We start from the raw sequence: 19,635 nt of genomic DNA, 5'->3' as shown, positions 1-19,635 counted from the left end.
CGTGCGATCCTGCCAGCCGCCGGGCGCGCCGTCGCACGGTCACGTTGTGACGCTCGGGGAGACGAGACCGGCCTGGGGGCGGAAGGGCAGTTCCAGGGTCTGGCCGCCGCCGGCGGAATAGGCGTCGGCGCGGTGGCCGACCGCTGATCAGGGGGCGACGGTACGCCACTCCCCTGTGCGCGGGATACGGTGATCTCCGACGTTCTATGTCCCTTTTGGAGCCGTAAAATGCCGTTTCCCACCCCGCTGTGTGGCGTCGTACCGCCGCTGTGCACCCCCCTGACGCCCGACGGTGATGTGGACCGCCGCTCGCTCCGCGCCCTCGTCGAGCGGGTGGTCGACGCGGGCGTGAGCGGGGTGTTCGCGCTCGGGTCCAGCGGCGAGGCCGCGTATCTCTCCGACGCCCAGCGCCGCACCGCCCTCGCGGCGGTGGTGGAGGCGGCGGACGGGCGGGTCCCGGTGCTGGCCGGTGTGATCGACATGACGACCGCCCGGGTCACGGACCACGCGCGGACGGCGGCCGAAGCCGGGGCGGACGCGCTCGTGGCCACCGCGCCGTTCTACACCGCCACCCACCCCGTAGAGATCGCCGTCCACTTCCGCCGTATCCGGGAGGCGGCCGGGCTTCCGCTCTTCGCGTACGACATCCCCTCCGCCGTCCACACCAAGCTCTCCGCCGCGACCGTCCTGGCCCTGGCCGAGGACGGCACGCTCGCCGGGCTCAAGGACTCCAGCGGCGCCGACGGGCCGCTGCGCCGGCTGCTGGTGGAGCTGCGCGGGCGGGGCCTCGTGGAGTCGTTCTCCGTCCTGACCGGCTCCGAACTCGCCGTCGACGGCGCGCTGCTGGCCGGGGCACACGGTGTCGTCCCCGGGCTCGGCAACGTGGACCCGCACGGCTTCGTACGCCTCTACGAGCACGCCCGCGCGGGGCGCTGGCGCGAGGCGGCGGCCGAGCAGGACCGGCTGGCCGCGCTCTTCGCGATCACCGACACCGGCGATGAGGCGGCGATGGGCCGCAGCTCGTCCGCGCTCGGCGCCTTCAAGGCCGCGCTGCACCTGCTGGGCGTCATCGACTGCCCGGCGACCGCCGCGCCCCAGGTGCCCCTGGACGCCGCTGCCGTCAAGACCGTACGGAATCTGCTGGTGGATGCCCGGCTGCTGTGACGCAAGGCCGTTAACCCCGGCGCGGGGTGGCGTGCGACTCCGCAAGAATGGGGGAGTGCGCTACGGCATCTTGGGGACAACGACGGCTTATCGCGATGACGGCACAGTTGTGCCGCTCGCCGGGGTGCGGTTGCGCGCGCTGTTGGCGGCGCTGGCGCTGAGCCCCGGCCGGGGGCGGAGCGTGGGGGCGCTGATCGACGACGTGTGGGACGGGGACCCGCCGGCGGACGGGCCGGCGGCGTTGCAGGCGCTGGTGGGGCGGCTGCGACGGGCGGTGGGACATGCGGCGGTCGGGTCGGTGGACGGCGGATACCGTCTGATCGCCGGGCCGGACGCGGTGGACGCGTACCGTTTTCAGCGGCTGGTGGAGGAGGGCGGCCGGGCGCTGGCCGATGGTGACACGGCGAAGGCGGCGGAGGCGCTGGACACCGCGCTGGAGTTGTGGCGGGGACCGGTGATGGCCGACCTGCCGGGCCGGGCGGCGGTCGCGCCGCGCTACGAGGCGCTGCGGCTGGACGCGAGGAAGCTGCGGGCCGGTGTGGAGGTGGCGCTCGGCAGGGCGGAGCAGATCCTGCCGGAGCTGGCAGAGCTGGCGGCGGCGCATCCGGTCAATGAGCCGGTGCAGGCGCTGCGGATACGGGCCCTGCGGGAGGCGGGGCGTACCGCCGACGCGCTGATGGCGTACGAGGAGGTACGCCGGGAGCTCGCCGACCGCCTCGGAGCGGACCCGGGCCCGGAGCTGAAGGCGCTTCACGCCGAATTGCTGAACCCGCGAAGAGAACCGCAAAACGAGCCCCCGAGCCGACCGCAAAACGAGCCGCCGCGCCAACAGCCGCGCCGGCTGCCGCAAGCAGCTGCCGCCCCCGGCAACCGGCGGCCCCGCCTCACCAGCTTCGTCGGCCGGGAGACGGACCTCGACATGATCCGGACCGACCTGGCCGCCGCCCGCCTGGTCACGGTCACCGGCCCGGGCGGCACGGGGAAGACCCGGCTGTCGCAGGAGGTCGGCGACTTGGTGGCCGGGCAGTGGCCGGACGGGGTCTGGTTCGCCGAACTCGCCCCCGTGGAGGACTCCCGTACCGTGCCGGAGGCGGTACTCACCGCGCTCGGCCTGCGCGAGACACTGCTGCACTCCGGTACGGCGGCCGAGCAGGCCCTGGCGGCGGAGAGCAGACCGAAGGACCCGGGGCGGCAGCTCGCCGAGTACTGCGCCGGGCGCGAGCTCCTCCTCGTACTGGACAACTGCGAGCATGTCGTCGGCGCCGCCGCGGCCCTCGCGGAGCAGCTGCTCACACACTGTCCCGGCGTCGCCGTGCTCGCCACCAGCCGCGAACCCCTCGGCGTGCCCGGCGAGCTGGTCCGCCCGCTGGATCCGCTGCCGCAGCCGCCCGCTCTGCGACTGCTGGCCGACCGAGGGGCCGCCGCCCGCCCCGGCTTCACCCCCGCCGACGATCCGGAGGCCGCCGCTGAGATCTGCCGCCGCCTGGACGGCCTGCCCCTCGCCATCGAGCTCGCCGCCGCCCGCCTGCGCGGCCTCACCCCGCGCCAGCTCGCCGACCGGCTGGACGACCGGTTCCGTATCCTCACCGGCGGCAGCCGCACCGTACTGCCGCGTCAGCAGACGCTGCGCGCGGTCGTCGACTGGAGCTGGGAGCTGCTCACCGTCCTGGAACGAGTCGTACTGCGCCGGCTGGCGGTCTTCGCCGGCGGCTGGGACCTGTCGGCGGCCGAGGCGGTGTGCGGCGACCCGGACGCGAGCGGTGGCGCGGAGACTGTCGACCCCCGCGACATCGTCGCCGCGCTCGCCTCCCTCGTCGACAAGTCCCTGGTCCTCACCGATCTCACCGACGACGGCGCCCGCTACCGCATGCTGGAGACGATCGGCGAGTACGCCGCCGAGCGGCTCGACGAAGCGGGCGACCGGCCGGCGGTGGAGCGCCGCCACATCACCTACTTCCGGGAGTACATCCGCACCGTCGACCCCAAGCTGCGCGGCCCGGAACAACTGGTGTGGCTGGACCGTCTGGAGCGCGAGCACGACAATCTGCGGGCCGCCATACGCCGCGCGGTGGAGGCGGGGGACGAGCAGGAGGCGCTGGTCCTGACGCTGGCGGCCGGATGGTTCTGGGAGATGCGGAACTACCGTACGGAGATGAACGCCTGGCCGGCGGCGGTTATGGCCATGGGGCCGGACCCGTTCGCCGTCCCGCCCGCCCACGTGCCGCTGGACCGGGGCCCGCTGGACGCGCCGCCGCCGATGCCGCCGGAGCAGCTGGAGGAGGCCCGGCGGTGGATCCGGATCGCGGACGTGACCGCTCATATGGAGGACCAGGACGTGTGGGCGGACCCGGCCGCGCGGGAGCTGGGGCCGGCGATCGTGGCGGCGTATCCGCCGCATCTGCCGCAGTCCAGCACCCGGCCCGGCCTGATGCGGATGGTCGGGGGGCTGCTGGCCGGGGACTTCGACGGTCTCGCCGAGCTGCTCGACGAGACGGTGGAGAGCTGCCGCAGGCACGGGCGGGTGTGGGAGCTGGCCTACGCGCTGCAGTTCCGGGCGAAGGTGCTGAATGATGTCACCGACCGGCTCGATTCATCGATGATGGACGTCCGCGAGGCGCGAGAGCTGTTCGCACGGGTCGGTGACGACTGGGGCCTGGCAGAGGCACTGTCGGCGGAGGCCGAAGCCGCGGCGAACGGCGGCGAGTGGGCGCGGGCGGCCGACTGCTCACGGCAGGCGATCGCGCTCGCCGGCAAGCTGGGCGCACACCAGCACGTGCCTTTGCTGATGGTGCGGCTCGGCGACGTGCTCTACAACGCGGGGGACCCGGCCGAGGGCGAACGGCTCATCCGGGCCGGCATCCAGGACGCCGAGCGCTTCGGCGTGGTCGCGGGTGGCGCGGCCTACTACGGCAGGGTGCTGCTCACCACGGTGCTCGGCCGGCGCGGAGACCTCGACGAGGCGCACGCCCTGGTCGACGGCATGCGCAAGCAATTGCCGACCGGGATGCCGTCCTTCGTCGCCGGGCTGTTGGACGCGCTCAAGGGCTGGCTGCTCGGCCTGGGCGGTGACCCGGAGGGAGGGTTGCGACTGCACAGGGGGACCATCGTCCACCTCGATGATCATCCGATGACCAGCATCTTCATCCCGCGCGTCGGCATCATGCTGATCCCGCCCGCGGTCACCCTGCTGGAACGGCTCGCCAGGCCGGAAGCCGACCGCCGTGCGGCGCTGCTCATCGGCGCGCATGACCGGCTGCGCCCCACGGCCGTCGGGCCCATGGAAAAGCAGTCGCTGGACGAGTCGGCGGCGGTGCTGCGTGAACGGCTCGGCCCTGCCGCGTACAACGCCCTCTACGCGGAGGGCGAGCGCCTGGGGCTGGAGGAGACCGTCGCGCTGATGCGTGAGGCGCCGTGACCGGCCCGGTCGTTCAGCGAGCGCGCGTGTCCGTCCGAGCCTCAGGAGGCGGTGCGGCGGCGGGTGGCCTTCTTCGCCGGAGCCTTCTTGGCGGCGGTGGTCTTCTTCTCAGCCGTTGACTTCTTGGCGGCAGAGCGGCTGGCCGCCTTCTTCGCCGGGGCCCTCTTCTCGCCCTTCTCGCCGCCCCGGGCGTCGATGCTGGCCTGCAGCGCGGCCATCAGGTCGATGACATCGGCCCCGGCGGCGGGTGTCACGTCGCCGTGCGGGGGTTCCACGCCTTGCAGGCGGGCTTCGACGACCTGCTGGAGGGCCTTCTGGTACTCGTCGTGGAGCTCGGACAGGTCGAAATCCTCCGACAGCGTCTCCATCAGGGAACGGGCCATCTTCAGTTCCTGCGGTCGCACCGTCACGTCGTCTTTGGGGGCGACTTCCGAGGCCGGCCGGACCTCGTCGGGCCAGATGCAGGTCTGCAGAACGAGTGTTTTGTCGTGCACTCGCAGGACGGCAAGCGATTCACGGGACCGCATTGCGATCTTGGTGATGGCGATCTGGCCCGACTCCGCCAGAGCGTCCCGCAGCAGGACGTAGGGCTTGGCCGCCGCTCGGTCCGCCACGCCGACGTAGTAGGGCTTGGAGAACATCAGCGGGTCGATGCTGTCGGCGTCCACGAAGGCGAGGACGTCGATCACCTTCTTGCTGGGCAGCGGCAGGTCCGCGAGATCCTCATCGGTCAGCGTGACGGTGCGGCCGTCAGGGGATTCGTAGGCCTTGGCGATCTCCTGGTAGGGGATCTCCTTGTCCTCGGCTTCGCAGAATCGCCGCATGCGCACCCGGGAGCCGTCTTTGGCGTGGACCTGATGGAGGGGGATGTCGTGCTCCTCCGTGGCAGAGAAGAGCTGGACCGGTACGGTGACCAGCCCGAAAGATATGGACCCCTTCCATGTGCTTCGCATCTATTTGTTCCTTCCTGGGGCTTTCCAGACTAGGCCGGGCCACGTCGCCGCGACAGCCGGGAGCCGGTTCCCCCTTGTCACCCCTTTCTGTGCGGATCGCATACTTTTGTTCCGCTGTGGGGACTTTCCGGTTATGCCCGCCACGCCCGAGCGGCAGACCGTGGACATCGACGGCCACCGCCTCGTCCTGACCCACCTGGACCGTGTCGTCTTCCCTGCCACCGGCCATACCAAGGCCCAGCTTCTGCACTACTACGCGCAGATCGCCCCCGCCCTGGTCCCGCACGCCGCCGGCCGGCCCGCCTCCTTCGTACGCGCCCCCGACGGGCCCGGCGGACAGCGCTGGTTCGCCAAACGCCCCCCGAACGGCACCCCGGAATGGGCCACCACCACCGAGGCCGGCGTCCACGAACCGGAGACCTACGTCGTCGTCGACTCGACCGCGACGGTGGTCGCCATGGCAAACCTCGGCGCCTACGAGATCCACGTCCCCCAGTGGACTGTCGCCTCCGGCCCCGACGCCCACGACCGCCTCGTCCTCGACCTCGACCCGGGCGACGGCGCCGACCTCGTGCTCTGCTGCCGGGTCGCCGAACGGCTCCGCCAGCTCCTCGACGACGACGACCTCGCCGCCTACCCCGTCACCTCCGGCAGCAAAGGCCTCCATCTCTACGCCCCCCTGGAGCCGGACACGCCCGAGGCCGCCGCGGTCGGCTACGCCAAGGCCCTCGCCGTCCGGCTCCAGGGCGAACACCCCGGCCTTGTCGTCGCCACCATGAACCGCAGTGCCCGCCCGGGCAAGGTTTTCATCGACTGGTCCCAGAACGCCTCCGCCAAAACCACCGCCTGCCCTTACACCCTGCGCCTGCGCGACCGTCCCACCGTCGCCTCCCCCGTCACCTGGGACGAGATCGCCGCCTGCCGCGACCCCGCGGAACTCTTCTTCGCTCCCGAAGACGTCCTTGCGCGGGTCGCCGCCCACGGCGACCCGCTGGCCGCGCTGGCCTCCGGCACCGGCCGGGGCCGGCTCCCCTGAGCGCCTGCGCCTGCGGCGGGCTTTTCCGGAGCCGCCTGGCGGGGCCGGGGTCAGCCGGTTCGGTGGGCGTGGGCGAGGGGAAGGAGGCGGCCGGCCGTGCCGCCTACGGTGCTTCGCGTGTGCGGGTCCAGTGCAGAAGCTGCTCGGCGGACCAGGTGTTGATGACCCGCCCGGCGGGCACGCCGCACTGGGCGGCCCGGGCGCAACCGTAGATCTGCCAGTCGAGCTGGCCGGGGGCGTGGGCGTCGCTGTCGATGGAGAAGTACACGCCCGCCGCGACGGCCTCGCGCAGCAGCCGCCGGGGCGGGTCGAGGCGTTCGGGGCGGCTGTTGATCTCGACGGCGGTGTCATAGGCGGCGCAGGCGGCGAAGACCATGTCGGCGTCGAATTCGGATTCGGGGCGGCCCCGGCCCGTGAGGAGGCGGCCGGTGCAGTGGCCGAGGACGTCGACGAGGGGGCTGGTGACGGCGGCGACGAGTCGCTGGGTCATCTCGCCGCGGTCCATGCGGAGCTTGGAGTGCACGGAGGCTACGACGACGTCGAGCTGGTCGAGCAGGTCGGGATTCTGGTCGAGCGAGCCGTCGGCGAGGATGTCGCATTCGATGCCGGTGAGGAGCCGGAAAGGGGCCAGCCGCTTGTTGAGGGCGGCGACGACCTTCAGCTGCTCGCGCAGCCGCTCCGCGGAGAGGCCGCGGGCAACGGTGAGCCGCGGCGAGTGGTCGGTGAGCGCGGCCCATTCGTGTCCGAGGGCGATCGCGGTGCGTGCCATGTCCTCGATGGGGGTCCCGCCGTCGGACCAGTCGGAATGCAGGTGGCAGTCGCCGCGCAGCGCCGCCCGCAGCTCCTCGCCGCCCTCGACGGGCGGCATCGGCCCCCCGGTGGGCTCCTCGCCCGTTTCGAGGCGGGCCAGGTAGGACGGCACCTGGCCCGACAGGGCCTCCCGTACGACGGCGGCGGTCTTCGGCCCCAGCCCCGGGAGGGACTCCAGGCCGCCGGGGGTGGCGGCCTTGCGCCGTACCTCGGCGGCCGGCATGGAGGCGATGACCTCCGCGGCGGTACGGAAGGCCTGTGCCCGGTACGCCGAAGCCCGGTCGCGCTCCAGCAGGAACGCGATCCGGGTCAGCGCGTCGACGGGATTCACCTCTCAAGTCTTCTTGCGGAAACGGGTCACCGCCAGCGGTGCGGTGACCAGGGTGATGCCGGCCGCCCAGGCGAGGGTGATCCAGACGGAGTGGGCATAGGCGCCGCCGTTGATCAGGGCGCGGCTGGCGTCGGCGAGGTTCGACAGCGGGTTGACCTTGGTGAAGGACTGCAGCCAGTCGGGCATGGTGGTCGGCTTGGCGAAGATGGAGCTTCCGAACTGCAGCGGCATCAGCACCAGCATTCCAATCCCCTGGACGGCCTGGGGGCTGTTGACGGAGAGACCCAGCAGGATCGATATCCAGGTCAGCGCGGCGCCGAAGAGCACTGCCAGCGCGACCGCGCCCAGCAGGTGCAGGACATCCGTCTTGATGCTCAGGCCAAGGGCGAAGCCCATGGCCAGCAGGATGGCCATGGCCACCATCATCCGGCCGATCTCCACGATCACCTTGGCGATCAGCACCGACGAGCGGGCGATCGGCATCGTACGGAACCGGTCCATCACCCCGGTCTTGAAGTCGGAGTTGATGCCGGAGCCGACCGACATGGCGATGTTCAGGCCCATCATCGCCATCAGGCCGGGCACCACGTAGTTGACGTAGGCGTCCTGGCTGCCGGAGACCGCGCCGCCGAAGACGTACACGAACAGCAGGGTGAAGATGACCGGCATCAGCAGGACGTCGAACATCGACTCCGGGTCCGCCTTCATCTGCAGCAGATTGCGCCGGGCGAGGGCGCCGATGTGCCGGAGGCCTGCGCGCGGGCTGATCCGGCCCTCCGCCGCGATGACTGCCGGTGCCGTGCTTACCGCTACCGCGCTCATGCCGCGAGCTCCTTTTCCGCAGGTTCCGCAGGGTTCCCAAGGGACGTCTTCTGGCCGGTGACGGCCATGAACACCTCGTCAAGGCTGGGCAGATGCGTGCCGATCCCGGCGATGGCGAAGCCGCGCGCACCCAGTGCGCCGACCACTTCCGTCAGTTGCTCGTCGCTGAGGATCGGCACATTCAGCACCCCGGCCTCTTGGTCCGGCACCGCCCCGGCGCCCAGCACCGCCGCCATGGCGGTCAGGACGGACGGATCGGCGGGCCGGATCTGCAGGGTGCGCCCGCCGACCTTGGCCTTGAGCTCGTCGACCCGGCCGCCTGCGATCACGCGGCCCCGGTCGATCACCGCGAGTTCGTCAGCGAGCTGCTCGGCCTCTTCCATGTACTGGGTGGTCAGCAGCACGGTCGCGCCCTCGGCGACCATGCTCCTCACCTCGGCCCACACCTCTTTACGGGTCCTCGGGTCGAGGCCTGTCGTCGGCTCGTCCAGGTAGAGGACGGCGGGGCGTCCGATCATGCTCGCGGCGAGGTCGAGGCGCCGACGCATGCCGCCCGAATAACCCTTGGCGGGCCGTTTGGCCGCCTCCGTCAGCGAGAACCGCTCCAGCAGCTCGTCGGCGCGGGCCCGGGCGTCCTTCCGGGACAGATCGAGCAGCCGCCCGATCATGTACAGGTTCTCCCGGCCGGACAGCGACTCGTCCACCGACGCGTACTGCCCCGTCAGCCCGATCACCCGGCGCAGCTGCCGCGGCTGGGTCAGCACGTCGTACCCGGCCACCCACGCCGTCCCGGCATCCGGCCGGATCAGGGTGGACAGCACTCGTACGAGGGTGGTCTTCCCGGCGCCGTTCGGTCCCAGCACGCCGAGCACGGTGCCCTGGCGTACGTCGAGGTCCACTCCGTCCAGGGCTTTGGTCTCGCCGTAGTGCTTGACCAACCCCCGTACGGTGACGGCTGTTTCTGTGCCATTCCGTTCAGTCATGCGTCTACGATCGCGTGCCCCACCGACAGGGCACCGACATGCCGCCGACACGCTGCGCTGCGCTGGGCGGGGGTGCGGTTACGGTCTGCGGGCCGGTGGGCGGTGCCCGCGCCTGCGGCGCGGGGGTTTCCCGCCCTCCCCCCAGCCTTCGGCCGGGGGGACCCCCATCTCGCTTCGCTCGCCCGTTACCCGGGACCGTAAGGTTCAGACTCACCCGCACACAGCCCGTGAGGGCCACCCAGCGGCCGACCATGGGGTCCCCCGGCCGGAGGTGGGTGGGCGGGAAAGCCAAGCGGTCAGGCGACGCCCACAGAGTCCTGCTCGGCGTGAGCCACGCCCGCAGCGACGATGCGGGAGGACTCCGGTGCCCGCCGTTCCAGCAGGCCGGCCGTGACGGCGATGGCGAGCCCGCTGACCGCGAGCAGCGCACCGGCCACAGCGGGAGCGGTGTAGCCGAAGCCGCGGGCGATGACGAGACCGCCGAGCCAGGCGCCGCCCGCGTTGGCGAGGTTGAAGGCGGCCTGGTTGGCGGAGGAGGCCAGGCTGGGGGCGTGGGGGGCCTTTTCCATGACCATCATCATGAGCGGCGAGGCCGTGGTGAAGGCGACGACGCCGAGCAGTACGACCATCACGGCCGCGCTCCACTCCGCGTGCGCGGCGACGGTGAAGAGCCCGAGCACGGCCGTGAGGGCGGCGAGCCCGCCGATCAGGGCGGTACGCAGGGCGCGGTCCGCGAGCCGGCCGCCGAGCAGGTTGCCGATGGTCGCGCCGACACCGAACAGGGCGAGCACAAGGGTGACGCTGCTGTCGCCGAAGCCGGCGACATCCGTGAGCAGCGGGGTGATGTAGCTGTAGACGGCGAAGACGGCGGCGAAGCCGAAGACCGTGGTGGAGAGCGCCAGCCAGACCTGACCGCTGCGGAAGGCGGAGAGCTCGTGCCTCAGCCCGGCGCTTTGGGTGGCGGGGAGCCGGGGTACCAGCACCGCGATGCCGGCCATGGCGGCGAGCCCGATGGCGCCCACGGCCAGGAACGTCGCGCGCCAGCCGAGGGACTGCCCGACGAGGGTGCCGATCGGGACGCCGATGATGTTGGCGACGGTGAGGCCGACCATCATCATCGAGACAGCCCGGGCGCGCCGCTCGCGGTCGACCATGCCGGCCGCGACGACCGCGCCGACGCCGAAGAAGGCACCGTGCGGCAGTCCGGCGAGCACCCGGCCCGCGAAGAGCCAGCCGTAGCTGGGCGCGAGGGCGGAGAAGGTGTTGCCGATCGTGAAGAGCCCCATGAGGGAGATCAGCACGGTCTTGCGCGGCATACGGGTGGTGAGGGCGGCCAGCAGCGGGGCGCCGATGACGACGCCGAGGGCGTAGGCGGAGACGAGGTAGCCGGTGGTGGGGATCGAGGTGTGCAGGTCGTTTGCGACATTGGGCAGCAGGCCCATCATCACGAACTCTGTTGTACCGATGCCGAATGCGCTGATCGCCAGTGCGAGCAGGGCCAGGGGCATGAGAGACCTTTCAGGGACGTGCCAGGCTGGGGACGAGGCGGTGCGGGTTCCGTCGTTAAGTTTAACTACGGAACAAAGTGTCCCAGGCCCAGTATTCCCCCGTGCGTACGCGACGTTACGGCGAGGCTAATGTTTGAGCCGTCGTCGGTACGGTCTACAGCTTGATCTGCGCCGCCACCGGACGGTGATCGCTGCCGGTCGGGGCCAGCACCCACGACTTGGTCGGTTCGACGCCCCGGACCAGGATCTGATCGATCCGGGCCATCGGGAAGCTCGCCGGCCAGCTGAAGCCGAAGCCGTCCCCGGCGGCGCCCTGGGTGGAGCGCATCTGGGAGGTGATACTGGCGAGCGCCCGGTCGTTCATGGTGCCGTTGAGGTCGCCGAGGAGGACGACGCGTTTGAGCTTCTCCCCGGCGATGGCCTCGCCGAGTGCGTCGGCGCTGCGGTCACGCTGGGTAGCGGTGAAGCCGGCGTCGAACTTGACCCGTACGGATGGCAGATGGGCGACGTACACCGCGAGGTTCCCGTGCGGGGTGGCCACGTCGGCGCGCATGGCACGGACCCAGCCGAGCCGGATGTCGACCGGCTGCACACCGCTGAGCGGGTACTTGCTCCACAACCCGACGGTGCCCTGTACGGAGTGGTACCGGTAGGCGGTCTTGAGCTGTCGCTCGTACGTGGAGACCTGGACCTCGGGCAGCTCCTCCAGGGCGACGATGTCCGCGTTGCTGGCGATGACGTCCTTGGCGGTGCCGACCGGGTCGATGTTCTGGGCGTTGACATTGTGCGTGAGGACAGTGACGTCGCCGCCGGCGGAGCCCTTGCCGGTGATCAGGCCGCCGAAGAGATTCAGCCAGACCACGGCCGGCAGCAGCAGGGCGATGAGCGCCGTCGCCGAGCGGCGCAGCAGCGCCACCACGAGCAGCAGCGGCACGGCCAGGCCCAGCCAGGGCAGGAAAGTCTCCAACAGGCTGCCGAGGTTGCCGATCCGGTTGGGCACATCGGAGTGCAGGAACAGAAGCAGCGTCAGGACCACGGCCAGCGCGGCGGTGATGATGCCGCGCCGCCACATTCCCTCCCGCCGCCATCGCAGTCGTGGCCGCCGGGACGGGTCCGAGGGCCGGTGCGGCCCCGGCCCGTCGTCCATCGTCACATCCGAGCCATACGCCTGAGCCATGGGGGAGTCCTTACTGCATTGCCGAGTGCCCTGTCGACCTTAGGGGATTGACAGGGTGCGGACGGTCCCCGGCGGGAGACGGGCTCCAATGTGACAAAACCCAGACATGCTGTCTGTCAGCCACCAGCGACCGGTGGCGGGGCCACTCCGGCGAGGACGGTGTCGACAATCTGTTCCGAGAGTCCCTCTTGGAGTCCCTCTTCCAGGGATCCGTCCGGTCGTAGCACCGCACGGGCCAGTAGGGGGCCGGTGAAGAGGTCGCTGAGCAGGTCCAGGTCCACGCCGGGGCGGATTTCACCGGTGTGTACACCCCGGCGCAGCACCTCGTGCATCGCCTCGCGCCGGGTGGCGATGACCGTTTCTTGGTACTGGCCCCAGAGCCCGGGATTGCTGTGGATCTGGCCGAGGACGTTGCGCAGCACCGCTGATGACCGCTTCGCGAGCCCCCGCCGCCGGGCGAACTCCAGGCAGCTGACGAGGTCGTTACGGACGGATTCGCCTTTCAACGGAGGGGCGGTCTCCTCAAGCGACTTCATGACGTCGACCAGCAGTGCGTCCTTGCCCGACCAGCGGCGGTAGACGGTGGCCTTGCCGACGCCGGTCTCGCGGGCGATCCGTTCGATCGACAGGGCGCCGATCGTGGCACCCTCCTCCATGAGCCGCAGTACGGTCTCGATGATCGCGGAATCGGTACCGGAGTCGCGTGGCCGCCCGCGCCGCTCCGCCGTGTGCGGGCCGGAGCCCGGGCTCATTGCCGGGCCTCGGCGGCCGCGGCCTTGACCTCGTCGCCGGAGGGGCGCCCGGTGGCCTCCTTGCCGGGCAGGAAGAGCAGTACGACAGCCATGCCGGCCAGTGTGACACCGGCCGAGGTGGCGGCGGTGATGTGCATCGCGTGCAGGAAGGCGTCGTTGGCGGGCTGGACCAGGGCCTTTCCGGGCGGCCCGAGCCGTGCCGCGACGCCGAGGGTGGCCTCGATGGACTCGCCGGCGGTGTGCCGCAGGCCGGGCGGCAGCGTGCTGAGGCTGCCGCTGATGCGGTCGCGGTACGTGGCGGAGAGCAGCGAGCCGAGGATGGCGATCCCGAGCGCTCCGCCGACCTGCCGGAAGGTGTTGTTCACAGCGGAGCCCGAGCCCGCCTTCTCACGGGGCAGCGCGGTCATGATGGAAACGGTCGCCGGGGTCATGACATGCGCCATCCCTGTGCCCTGCAAGAAGAAGAGCACTTCCAGCACCCACACCGGGGTGTCCTGGCCGAGCAGCAGAAAACCCAGGAAAGTCGCGGTGACCAGCGCCATGCCCGCCCCGCACACCGCGCGCGCCCCGAAGCGGTCGACGACCAGCCGGGCACGCGGCGCGAAGATCATCTGGGCGGCGGCGAGCGGCAGGAGCAGTTCGCCGGACTGGAGGGCGGAGTAGCCGCGCACGCTCTGGGTGTAGAAGACCATGAAGAAGGTCACGCCCATCAGTGCGAAGAAGACCAGCGCGATGGCGCCGACGGCGGCGGAGAACCGTGGATCGCGGAAGTAGCCGACGTCCAACGCCGGGTGGTCGCTGCGCCGCTCGTGCACCACGAAACCGGCCAGCACGACGAGCCCGGCCAGGACGGTCAACCACACCTGGGGCGCGGTGAAGTCAGCGAGCTGGCCGCCCTTGATGATCCCATAGATCAGCAGCGTCAGCCCGACGATGGACAGCAGCACCCCGACCGGGTCGAGCCGCCCGGGGTTCGGGTCCCTGGAGTCGGGGACGATGAAGACCATCGCTATGAGTGCGGCAACGACGATCGGCACATTGACCAGAAAGACCGAGCCCCACCAGAAGTGCTGGAGCAGCAGTCCGCCGGTGATCGGCCCTATGGCGATGGCCAGGCCGACGGCGCCGGTCCAGATGCCTATGGCCTTGGGCTGCTCCTCGCGCTCGAAGACATTCATGATGATCGCGAGGGTGGCGGGCAGCACAAAGGCGCCGCCGAAGCCCATCACCGCGCGGAACACGATGAGTTGGCCGGAGGAGCCGGAGAAGGCGGAGAGCACCGAGCCGACCCCGAACAGCAGCATGCCGAAGAGCAGCACCTTCTTGCGGCCGAGGCGGTCGCCGAGCAGTCCGGCGGTGAAGAGCAGCCCGGCGAAGACCAGGGTGTAGGCGTTGATCGCCCACTCCAGCTGGCTCTGGGTGGCGCCCAGGCCGGTGGGGGCGGGGGTGGCGATGGTCTTCATCGCCACATTGAGGATCGAGTTGTCGAGAACGACGACCAGCAGACTGAGCAGCAGCACGGTGAGGATCACCCACCGGCGGCGGTGGACCGCCTCCGGGACCGGCGGGGACAGGGGCGCGGACAGCGGAGAGGCCATGGTTCCACGCTAGATCCGCTTTACGATACGGGACCGTCTCGTATCATAAAGCTTACGCAAAAGGCGGCCCCCCCTTTGCTCTTCCGGCGGCGAGTGCCACCATGGGATTGGTCCGGGGACGCCGTCAGGGCGCCTCGAGATGACGAAGGAGCCGTTGCAATGACGCACGCCGTTCCGGCTGCCCAGAAGCCTGTGACCCCCGCGCCCGCGCCTGGCCCCGCCTCCGCCGACAGCAGCAGGTCGCTGTACGGCGGCAAGGGGACCCGCCGCATCACCGTCCGCGACATCGCCGCCGCCAAGGAGCGCGGCGAGAAGTGGCCCATGCTCACCGCCTACGACGCCATGACGGCCTCCGTCTTCGACGAGTCCGGCATCCCGGTGCTGCTGGTCGGCGACTCGATGGGCAACTGTCACCTCGGCTACGACAGCACCGTCCCGGTCACCATGGACCAGATGACGATGCTGTCGGCCGCCGTGGTCCGCGGCACCAGCCGCGCCATGGTCATCGGTGACCTGCCTTTCGGTTCCTACCAGGAGAGCCCCACCCAGGCGCTGCGCAACGCCACCCGCCTCGTCAAGGACGCCGGGGTCGGCGCCGTCAAGCTGGAGGGCGGCGAGCGCTCCGCCCACCAGATCGAGCTCCTCGTCCAGGCCGGCATCCCCGTCATGGCCCACGTCGGCCTCACCCCGCAGTCCGTCAACGCCTTCGGCGGCTACCCGGTGCAGGGCCGCGGCGAGGAGGCCGCCCACCAGCTGCTGCGGGACGCCAAGGCCGTGCAGGACGCCGGCGCCTTCGCCGTCGTCCTCGAACTCGTCCCGGCCGAGCTGGCCGCCGAGGTCACCCTCAGCCTGAACATCCCGACCGTTGGCATAGGCGCCGGTCCGGAGTGCGACGCGCAGGTGCTGGTGTGGACAGACATGGCAGGAATGGCAGGCGGGATGGCCGGCGGTCGTATGCCGCGCTTCGTCAAGCAGTACGCGCAGCTGCGCGAGGTGCTGGGCGGCGCGGCCCAGGCATTCGCCGAGGACGTCGTCGGCGGTGCGTACCCGGCGGCGGAGCACAGCTTCCACTGACCCCGCCGACGGCACCTCGACCCCCGCTGACGTGGGATTTTTTCGGCCCCGGGCGTGACGCGCCCGGGGCCGAAGTTTTTTCCGGGCGCGTTGAGTCGTACGGGCGCCCCTTGCGTACTTCATGGTGACCGCCACCCGGGCGGTGCACAACCCGTCTTCACGAGTCCATCGGGGGCCATGAAATGCGCTCTTCCTCGATCCGGCGCTCCGCTGCCACTGGCGCCCTGGCGGCCGCGATGCTGCTCGCCGTCACCGCGTGCAGTTCCACCGGCAGCACCGAATCCGCGGCGACGGTGGCCCCGCAGGTGCCCGTCGCCTCGCCGACCAACCCCGCCGGCGGCCTCGCCGTCGCCCAGAACGCCAAGCTCGCCACCTCGGTCGTGACCGACGCCAACGGATGGGTGCTCTACCGCTTCGACAAGGACACCTCCGCCCCGCCCGCCAGCAACTGCATCGATACCTGCGCCACCACGTGGCCGCCTGAACCGGCCGCTTCCGACACCCAGATCAAGGGCGTGGACGCGAATCTGGTCGGCAGCGTCAAGCGGGCCGACGGCACCCTCCAGGCGACCCTGGGCGGCTGGCCGCTCTACCGCTACTCCGGCGACAAGACGGCCGGCGACACCAACGGACAGACGGTCGGCGGAGTGTGGTTCGTGTCGGCCCCCGACGGCACGAAGGCCGGTGTGACGGCCTCGGCCAGCCCGACGCAGTGACGGTTCTAACAGCACCAACTACTGATCGGAAGCGGAAGCCGATGGGACGGGAAGCCCTCCACCGACTCGACTCGGGCGGTGCGGTGCGGCAGGATGCCGCCGTGGCCGAGCACGCCGGGCGGGTCCCGGAAGAGGACCTCATGCGGGCGCTCTACCGCGAGCACTCGGGCGCGCTCTTCGCGTACGTACTGAGGCTGGTCGGCGGCGACCGCTACCTTGCCGAGGACATCGTGCAGGAGACGCTGCTCCGGGCATGGAAGAGCGCGTCCCGGCTCGACCCCGCCGCTCGCTCGCTGCGACCCTGGTTGGTAACGGTCGCCCGGCGCCTCGTCATAGACGGGCACCGCAGCCGGCTGGCCCGTCCGCCGGAGGCCTCGCCCGCAGCCTTGGACCAGCTGCCCGCCGAGGACGAACTCGACCGTTCCTTGAGGCTGATGACGATCTCCGACGCGCTCGAAGACCTTACCGACGCGCACCGGCAGGTGCTGATCGAAACTTATTTCAAGGGCCGTACCGTTAATGAAGCGGCTGCTGAACTCGGCGTTCCGCCGGGCACCGTGCGCTCGCGGGTGTTCTACGCCCTGCGATCGCTCAAAATCGCACTGGAGGAGAGGGGTGTGACGACCTCATGACCGTCTACGGATACGGGGCCGAGGCCCCCCACGACCCACACACCGACGTCGGAGCCTACGTCCTCGGCGTCCTCGACGACGCGGACATGTTCCGCTTCGAGCAGCACCTCGCCATCTGCCACCAGTGCGGCCAGCAGCTCGATGAGCTCAGCGGCCTGGTGCCCGTCCTCGCCGAGCTCGCCCCGGCCGGCGCCGGTGCTCCAGTACTGCCCAATGGCGAGGCCATGCTCGGGCGGCTCCTTGACTCGGTCTCCGTCGAACGCGGCCGTCGGCGCCGCCGGCGCTGGCTCGCCCTCGCGGCGGCAGCCGTCCTCGTCGTCGGCGGCCCGACCGTCGCCGTCATCGCCACCCAGAGCAGCGGCAGCTCGTCGTCGTCCCCGATGGCCATGACGTACACGGCCACCGACGCCACCAGTGGTGTCCAGGCCAAGCTGGGTATGGTGCAGAAGGCCTGGGGCACCCAGGTCGCCCTTCAGCTCTCCAAAGTCAATGGACCGCTCACCTGCCAGCTTGTCGCCGTAGGTAAGGACGGCACTCAGCAGACCGTCTCCACCTGGAACGTTTCCTCCGACGGGTACGGCACCAAGTCCCAGCCGAAACCCCTCTCGGTCGAAGGCGGCGCCGGGCTGTCCGCCAGCAACATCGACCGATTTGACGTCGTCACCTCCACCGGCAAGAAGCTGGTCAGCGTCCACGTCTAGCCGCCCCCCACCGCGCCCCGCCCCCTCCCGGGCGCGGGGCGCCGCGTGCTCCTTGTCTACGAGACTGCCGCCCCGACGTGCGCTGGGCGATGGCGCGCGGCCACAGGCACACGGCTGCGGTGCGGGGCAGGCAATCGGGGCGGGTGGGCGGGGAAGGCGCGCCGCAGGCGCAGCGGACCCGTGCTCAGCCCGCGGCAGGTGCTTCGCGCCAGCGGTTGGTGATGGGCAGCCGCCGGTCCTTCCCGAAGCCTTTCGCGGAAATCTTCGTGCCCGGCGGGTACTGCCGCCGCTTGTACTCGGCGGTATCGACAAGCCGCAGCACATGCGCGACAAGCTCGGCGTCGTAGCCGGCGGCGACAATCGCGCCGCTCCCCTGGTCCTGGTCGACGTAGAGCTCCAGGATGCGGTCGAGGATGTCGTAGTCCGGCAGGGAATCGGTGTCGACCTGGCCGGGCCGCAGCTCGGCGCTCGGCGGCTTGGTGATGGAGTTGTCGGGGATGGGCGGGGTCTGGCCCCGCTCCAGCGCGGCGCGGTTGCGCCATTTCGCCAGCCGGAAGACGCCGGTTTTGTAGACGTCCTTGATGGGCCCGTAGGCGCCGACCGAGTCCCCGTACAAGGTGGAGTAGCCGACGGCGATCTCGCTCTTGTTGCCCGGGGCGAGCACGATGTGGCCCTCCTGGTTGGAGATGGCCATGAGCGTCGTGCCCCGCAGCCGGGACTGGAGGTTCTCCTCGGCCAGCCCGGTGAGGTGCAGGGATGCCATGTAGGCGTCGAACATCGGGCCGATGGGCACGGTCCGGAAGTTGAGCCCGGTGCGCCGGGCGAGCTCGGCGGCGTCGGCCCTGGAGTGGTCCGAGGAGTAGTGGGAGGGCATGGAGACGCCGTAGACGTTCCGCGGGCCGACCGCGTCGCAGGCGATGGCGGCGACGAGCGCGGAGTCGATCCCGCCGGAGAGCCCGATGAGCACGCTGCGGAAGCCGTTCTTGGCGGCGTAGGCGCGCAGGCCGACGACCAGGGCGGTGTAGACCTCCTCGTCGTCCTCCAGGCGCGGAGCCTGTCCGCCGGGCACTTCCACCTCGTACGCGGGCAGCGGCTCGGCGGAGAGGGTGACGTGCTCGATCTCCAGACCGTCGTCGGCGGTGCCGCTCGGGGCCTCGGGGGCGGCGGCGGGGAGGTCGAGGTCGACGAGCACGCATCCCTCCTCGAACTGCGGGGCGCGGGCGATCACCTCGCCCTCGGCCGATACGACGATCGAGTCGCCGTCGAAGACCAGCTCGTCCTGCCCGCCGATCATCGCGAGGTAGGCGAGGGTGCAGCCGGCCTCCTGGGCGCGCTTGCGCACGAGCTCCAGCCGGGTGTCGTCCTTGGCGCGCTCGTACGGCGAGGCGTTGATCGACAGCAGCAGCCCGGCGCCGGCGGTACGGGCCGCGGGGACCCGTCCGCCGTCCTGCCAGAGGTCCTCGCAGATCGCGAGGGCGACGTCGATGCCGTGTACCCGAACCACGGGCAGCGTGTCGCCCGGCACGAAGTACCGGAACTCGTCGAAGACCCCGTAATTGGGGAGGTGGTGCTTGGCGAACCGCAGCACCACCTTGCCGCCGTGCAGCACCGCCGCCGCGTTGCGCGGTGCCCCCGCGGGCTGGCCGTACCGGGGCTGGGCCTTCTCACTGCGGTCGAGGTAGCCGACGACCACCGGCAGCTCCCCGAAACCCTCGGCGGCGAGCCGGACCGCGAGCGCGTCGAGCGCGGCGCGGCTGGCTGCGACGAAGGAGGAGCGGAGCGCGAGGTCCTCGACGGGGTACCCGGTCAGCGCCATCTCGGGGAACGCCACCAGGTGGGCTCCCTGCTCGGCCGCGTGCCGGGTCCAGCGCATGATCGAATCGGAGTTCGCGGCGAGATCGCCGACGGTGGAATCGATCTGATTCAAAGCAAGGCGAAGTTGAGGCACGGACCCAGTGTATTC

General features: G+C 71.0%; 16 protein-coding genes. 7 read left to right on the top strand and 9 right to left on the bottom strand.

Translation table 11 applies throughout. From position 1 onward, the window contains the following. Positions 1 to 228 precede the first annotated feature (228 nt). On the top strand, positions 229 to 1,164 hold the full coding sequence (locus tag FCI23_RS18635) for a dihydrodipicolinate synthase family protein (protein WP_136725033.1): 936 nt from the start codon (positions 229 to 231) through the stop codon (positions 1,162 to 1,164). A gap of 55 nt (positions 1,165 to 1,219) precedes the next feature. Beyond that, entirely contained in the window at positions 1,220 to 4,579 is a 3,360-nt protein-coding gene (locus tag FCI23_RS18630; protein WP_136725032.1) for an AfsR/SARP family transcriptional regulator, read from the top strand. Positions 4,580 to 4,620: 41 nt separating this feature from the next. Here the strand turns inward: FCI23_RS18630 and ku are convergent, their stop codons facing one another. Next, positions 4,621 to 5,532 carry a non-homologous end joining protein Ku gene (ku, locus tag FCI23_RS18625; protein ID WP_136725031.1) on the bottom strand — a complete coding sequence of 304 codons (912 nt, stop codon included), beginning with the start codon at positions 5,530 to 5,532 and terminating at the stop codon, positions 4,621 to 4,623. 133 nt (positions 5,533 to 5,665) lie between these two features. Between ku and ligD the strand changes: the two genes are divergently transcribed. Further along, the gene (gene ligD, locus FCI23_RS18620; protein ID WP_136725030.1) at positions 5,666 to 6,568 is read left to right on the top strand and encodes a non-homologous end-joining DNA ligase; all 903 of its coding nucleotides are present in this window, start codon (positions 5,666 to 5,668) and stop codon (positions 6,566 to 6,568) included. A 103-nt stretch (positions 6,569 to 6,671) separates the two neighbouring features. Here ligD and FCI23_RS18615 read toward each other — a convergent pair whose 3' ends face one another. From FCI23_RS18615 to FCI23_RS18585, 7 genes are all read right to left on the bottom strand, one after another. Then, the gene (locus FCI23_RS18615) at positions 6,672 to 7,709 is read right to left on the bottom strand and encodes a PHP domain-containing protein (protein ID WP_136725029.1); all 1,038 of its coding nucleotides are present in this window, start codon (positions 7,707 to 7,709) and stop codon (positions 6,672 to 6,674) included. 3 nt (positions 7,710 to 7,712) lie between these two features. Further along, entirely contained in the window at positions 7,713 to 8,531 is an 819-nt protein-coding gene (locus tag FCI23_RS18610; protein ID WP_136725028.1) for an ABC transporter permease, read from the bottom strand. Further along, positions 8,528 to 9,514 (bottom strand): ATP-binding cassette domain-containing protein, encoded by a 987-nt coding sequence (locus FCI23_RS18605; protein ID WP_136725027.1) that lies wholly within the window; start codon positions 9,512 to 9,514, stop codon positions 8,528 to 8,530. Before FCI23_RS18605 ends, FCI23_RS18610 begins: the two co-directional genes overlap by 4 nt. 296 nt (positions 9,515 to 9,810) lie before the next feature. Next, the gene (locus tag FCI23_RS18600; RefSeq protein WP_136725026.1) at positions 9,811 to 11,022 is read right to left on the bottom strand and encodes an MFS transporter; all 1,212 of its coding nucleotides are present in this window, start codon (positions 11,020 to 11,022) and stop codon (positions 9,811 to 9,813) included. Positions 11,023 to 11,176: 154 nt separating this feature from the next. Then, the gene (locus FCI23_RS18595; protein ID WP_407645990.1) at positions 11,177 to 12,094 is read right to left on the bottom strand and encodes an endonuclease/exonuclease/phosphatase family protein; all 918 of its coding nucleotides are present in this window, start codon (positions 12,092 to 12,094) and stop codon (positions 11,177 to 11,179) included. A 221-nt stretch (positions 12,095 to 12,315) separates the two neighbouring features. Then, positions 12,316 to 12,951, bottom strand: a complete 636-nt coding sequence (locus FCI23_RS18590) for a TetR/AcrR family transcriptional regulator (RefSeq protein WP_136725024.1) — start codon at positions 12,949 to 12,951, stop codon at positions 12,316 to 12,318. Further along, positions 12,948 to 14,549, bottom strand: a complete 1,602-nt coding sequence (locus tag FCI23_RS18585) for an MFS transporter (protein WP_136725023.1) — start codon at positions 14,547 to 14,549, stop codon at positions 12,948 to 12,950. Before FCI23_RS18585 ends, FCI23_RS18590 begins: the two co-directional genes overlap by 4 nt. 159 nt (positions 14,550 to 14,708) lie before the next feature. Between FCI23_RS18585 and panB the strand changes: the two genes are divergently transcribed. From panB to FCI23_RS18565, 4 genes are all read left to right on the top strand, one after another. After that, on the top strand, positions 14,709 to 15,623 hold the full coding sequence (gene panB / locus FCI23_RS18580; RefSeq protein ID WP_136725022.1) for a 3-methyl-2-oxobutanoate hydroxymethyltransferase: 915 nt from the start codon (positions 14,709 to 14,711) through the stop codon (positions 15,621 to 15,623). Between the two features lie 182 nt (positions 15,624 to 15,805). After that, on the top strand, positions 15,806 to 16,339 hold the full coding sequence (locus FCI23_RS18575; RefSeq protein ID WP_136725021.1) for a hypothetical protein: 534 nt from the start codon (positions 15,806 to 15,808) through the stop codon (positions 16,337 to 16,339). Between the two features lie 41 nt (positions 16,340 to 16,380). Beyond that, on the top strand, positions 16,381 to 16,971 hold the full coding sequence (locus FCI23_RS18570) for a sigma-70 family RNA polymerase sigma factor (protein ID WP_136725020.1): 591 nt from the start codon (positions 16,381 to 16,383) through the stop codon (positions 16,969 to 16,971). Further along, complete coding sequence (locus FCI23_RS18565; protein WP_136725019.1) at positions 16,968 to 17,672, top strand: anti-sigma factor family protein; 705 nt, start codon at positions 16,968 to 16,970, stop codon at positions 17,670 to 17,672. Before FCI23_RS18570 ends, FCI23_RS18565 begins: the two co-directional genes overlap by 4 nt. A 184-nt stretch (positions 17,673 to 17,856) precedes the next feature. On the opposite strand, the gene FCI23_RS18560 is transcribed toward FCI23_RS18565, so the two are convergent. Continuing rightward, on the bottom strand, positions 17,857 to 19,620 hold the full coding sequence (locus tag FCI23_RS18560; RefSeq protein ID WP_136725018.1) for an NAD+ synthase: 1,764 nt from the start codon (positions 19,618 to 19,620) through the stop codon (positions 17,857 to 17,859). Positions 19,621 to 19,635: the final 15 nt, after the last annotated feature.

The organism is Actinacidiphila oryziradicis (assembly GCF_005047355.1).
Taxonomy (GTDB): Bacteria; Actinomycetota; Actinomycetes; order Streptomycetales; family Streptomycetaceae; genus Actinacidiphila; species Actinacidiphila oryziradicis.
The sequence above is the reverse complement of the archived record's forward strand: the minus strand, read 5'-3'. Positions and strand labels throughout refer to the sequence as shown.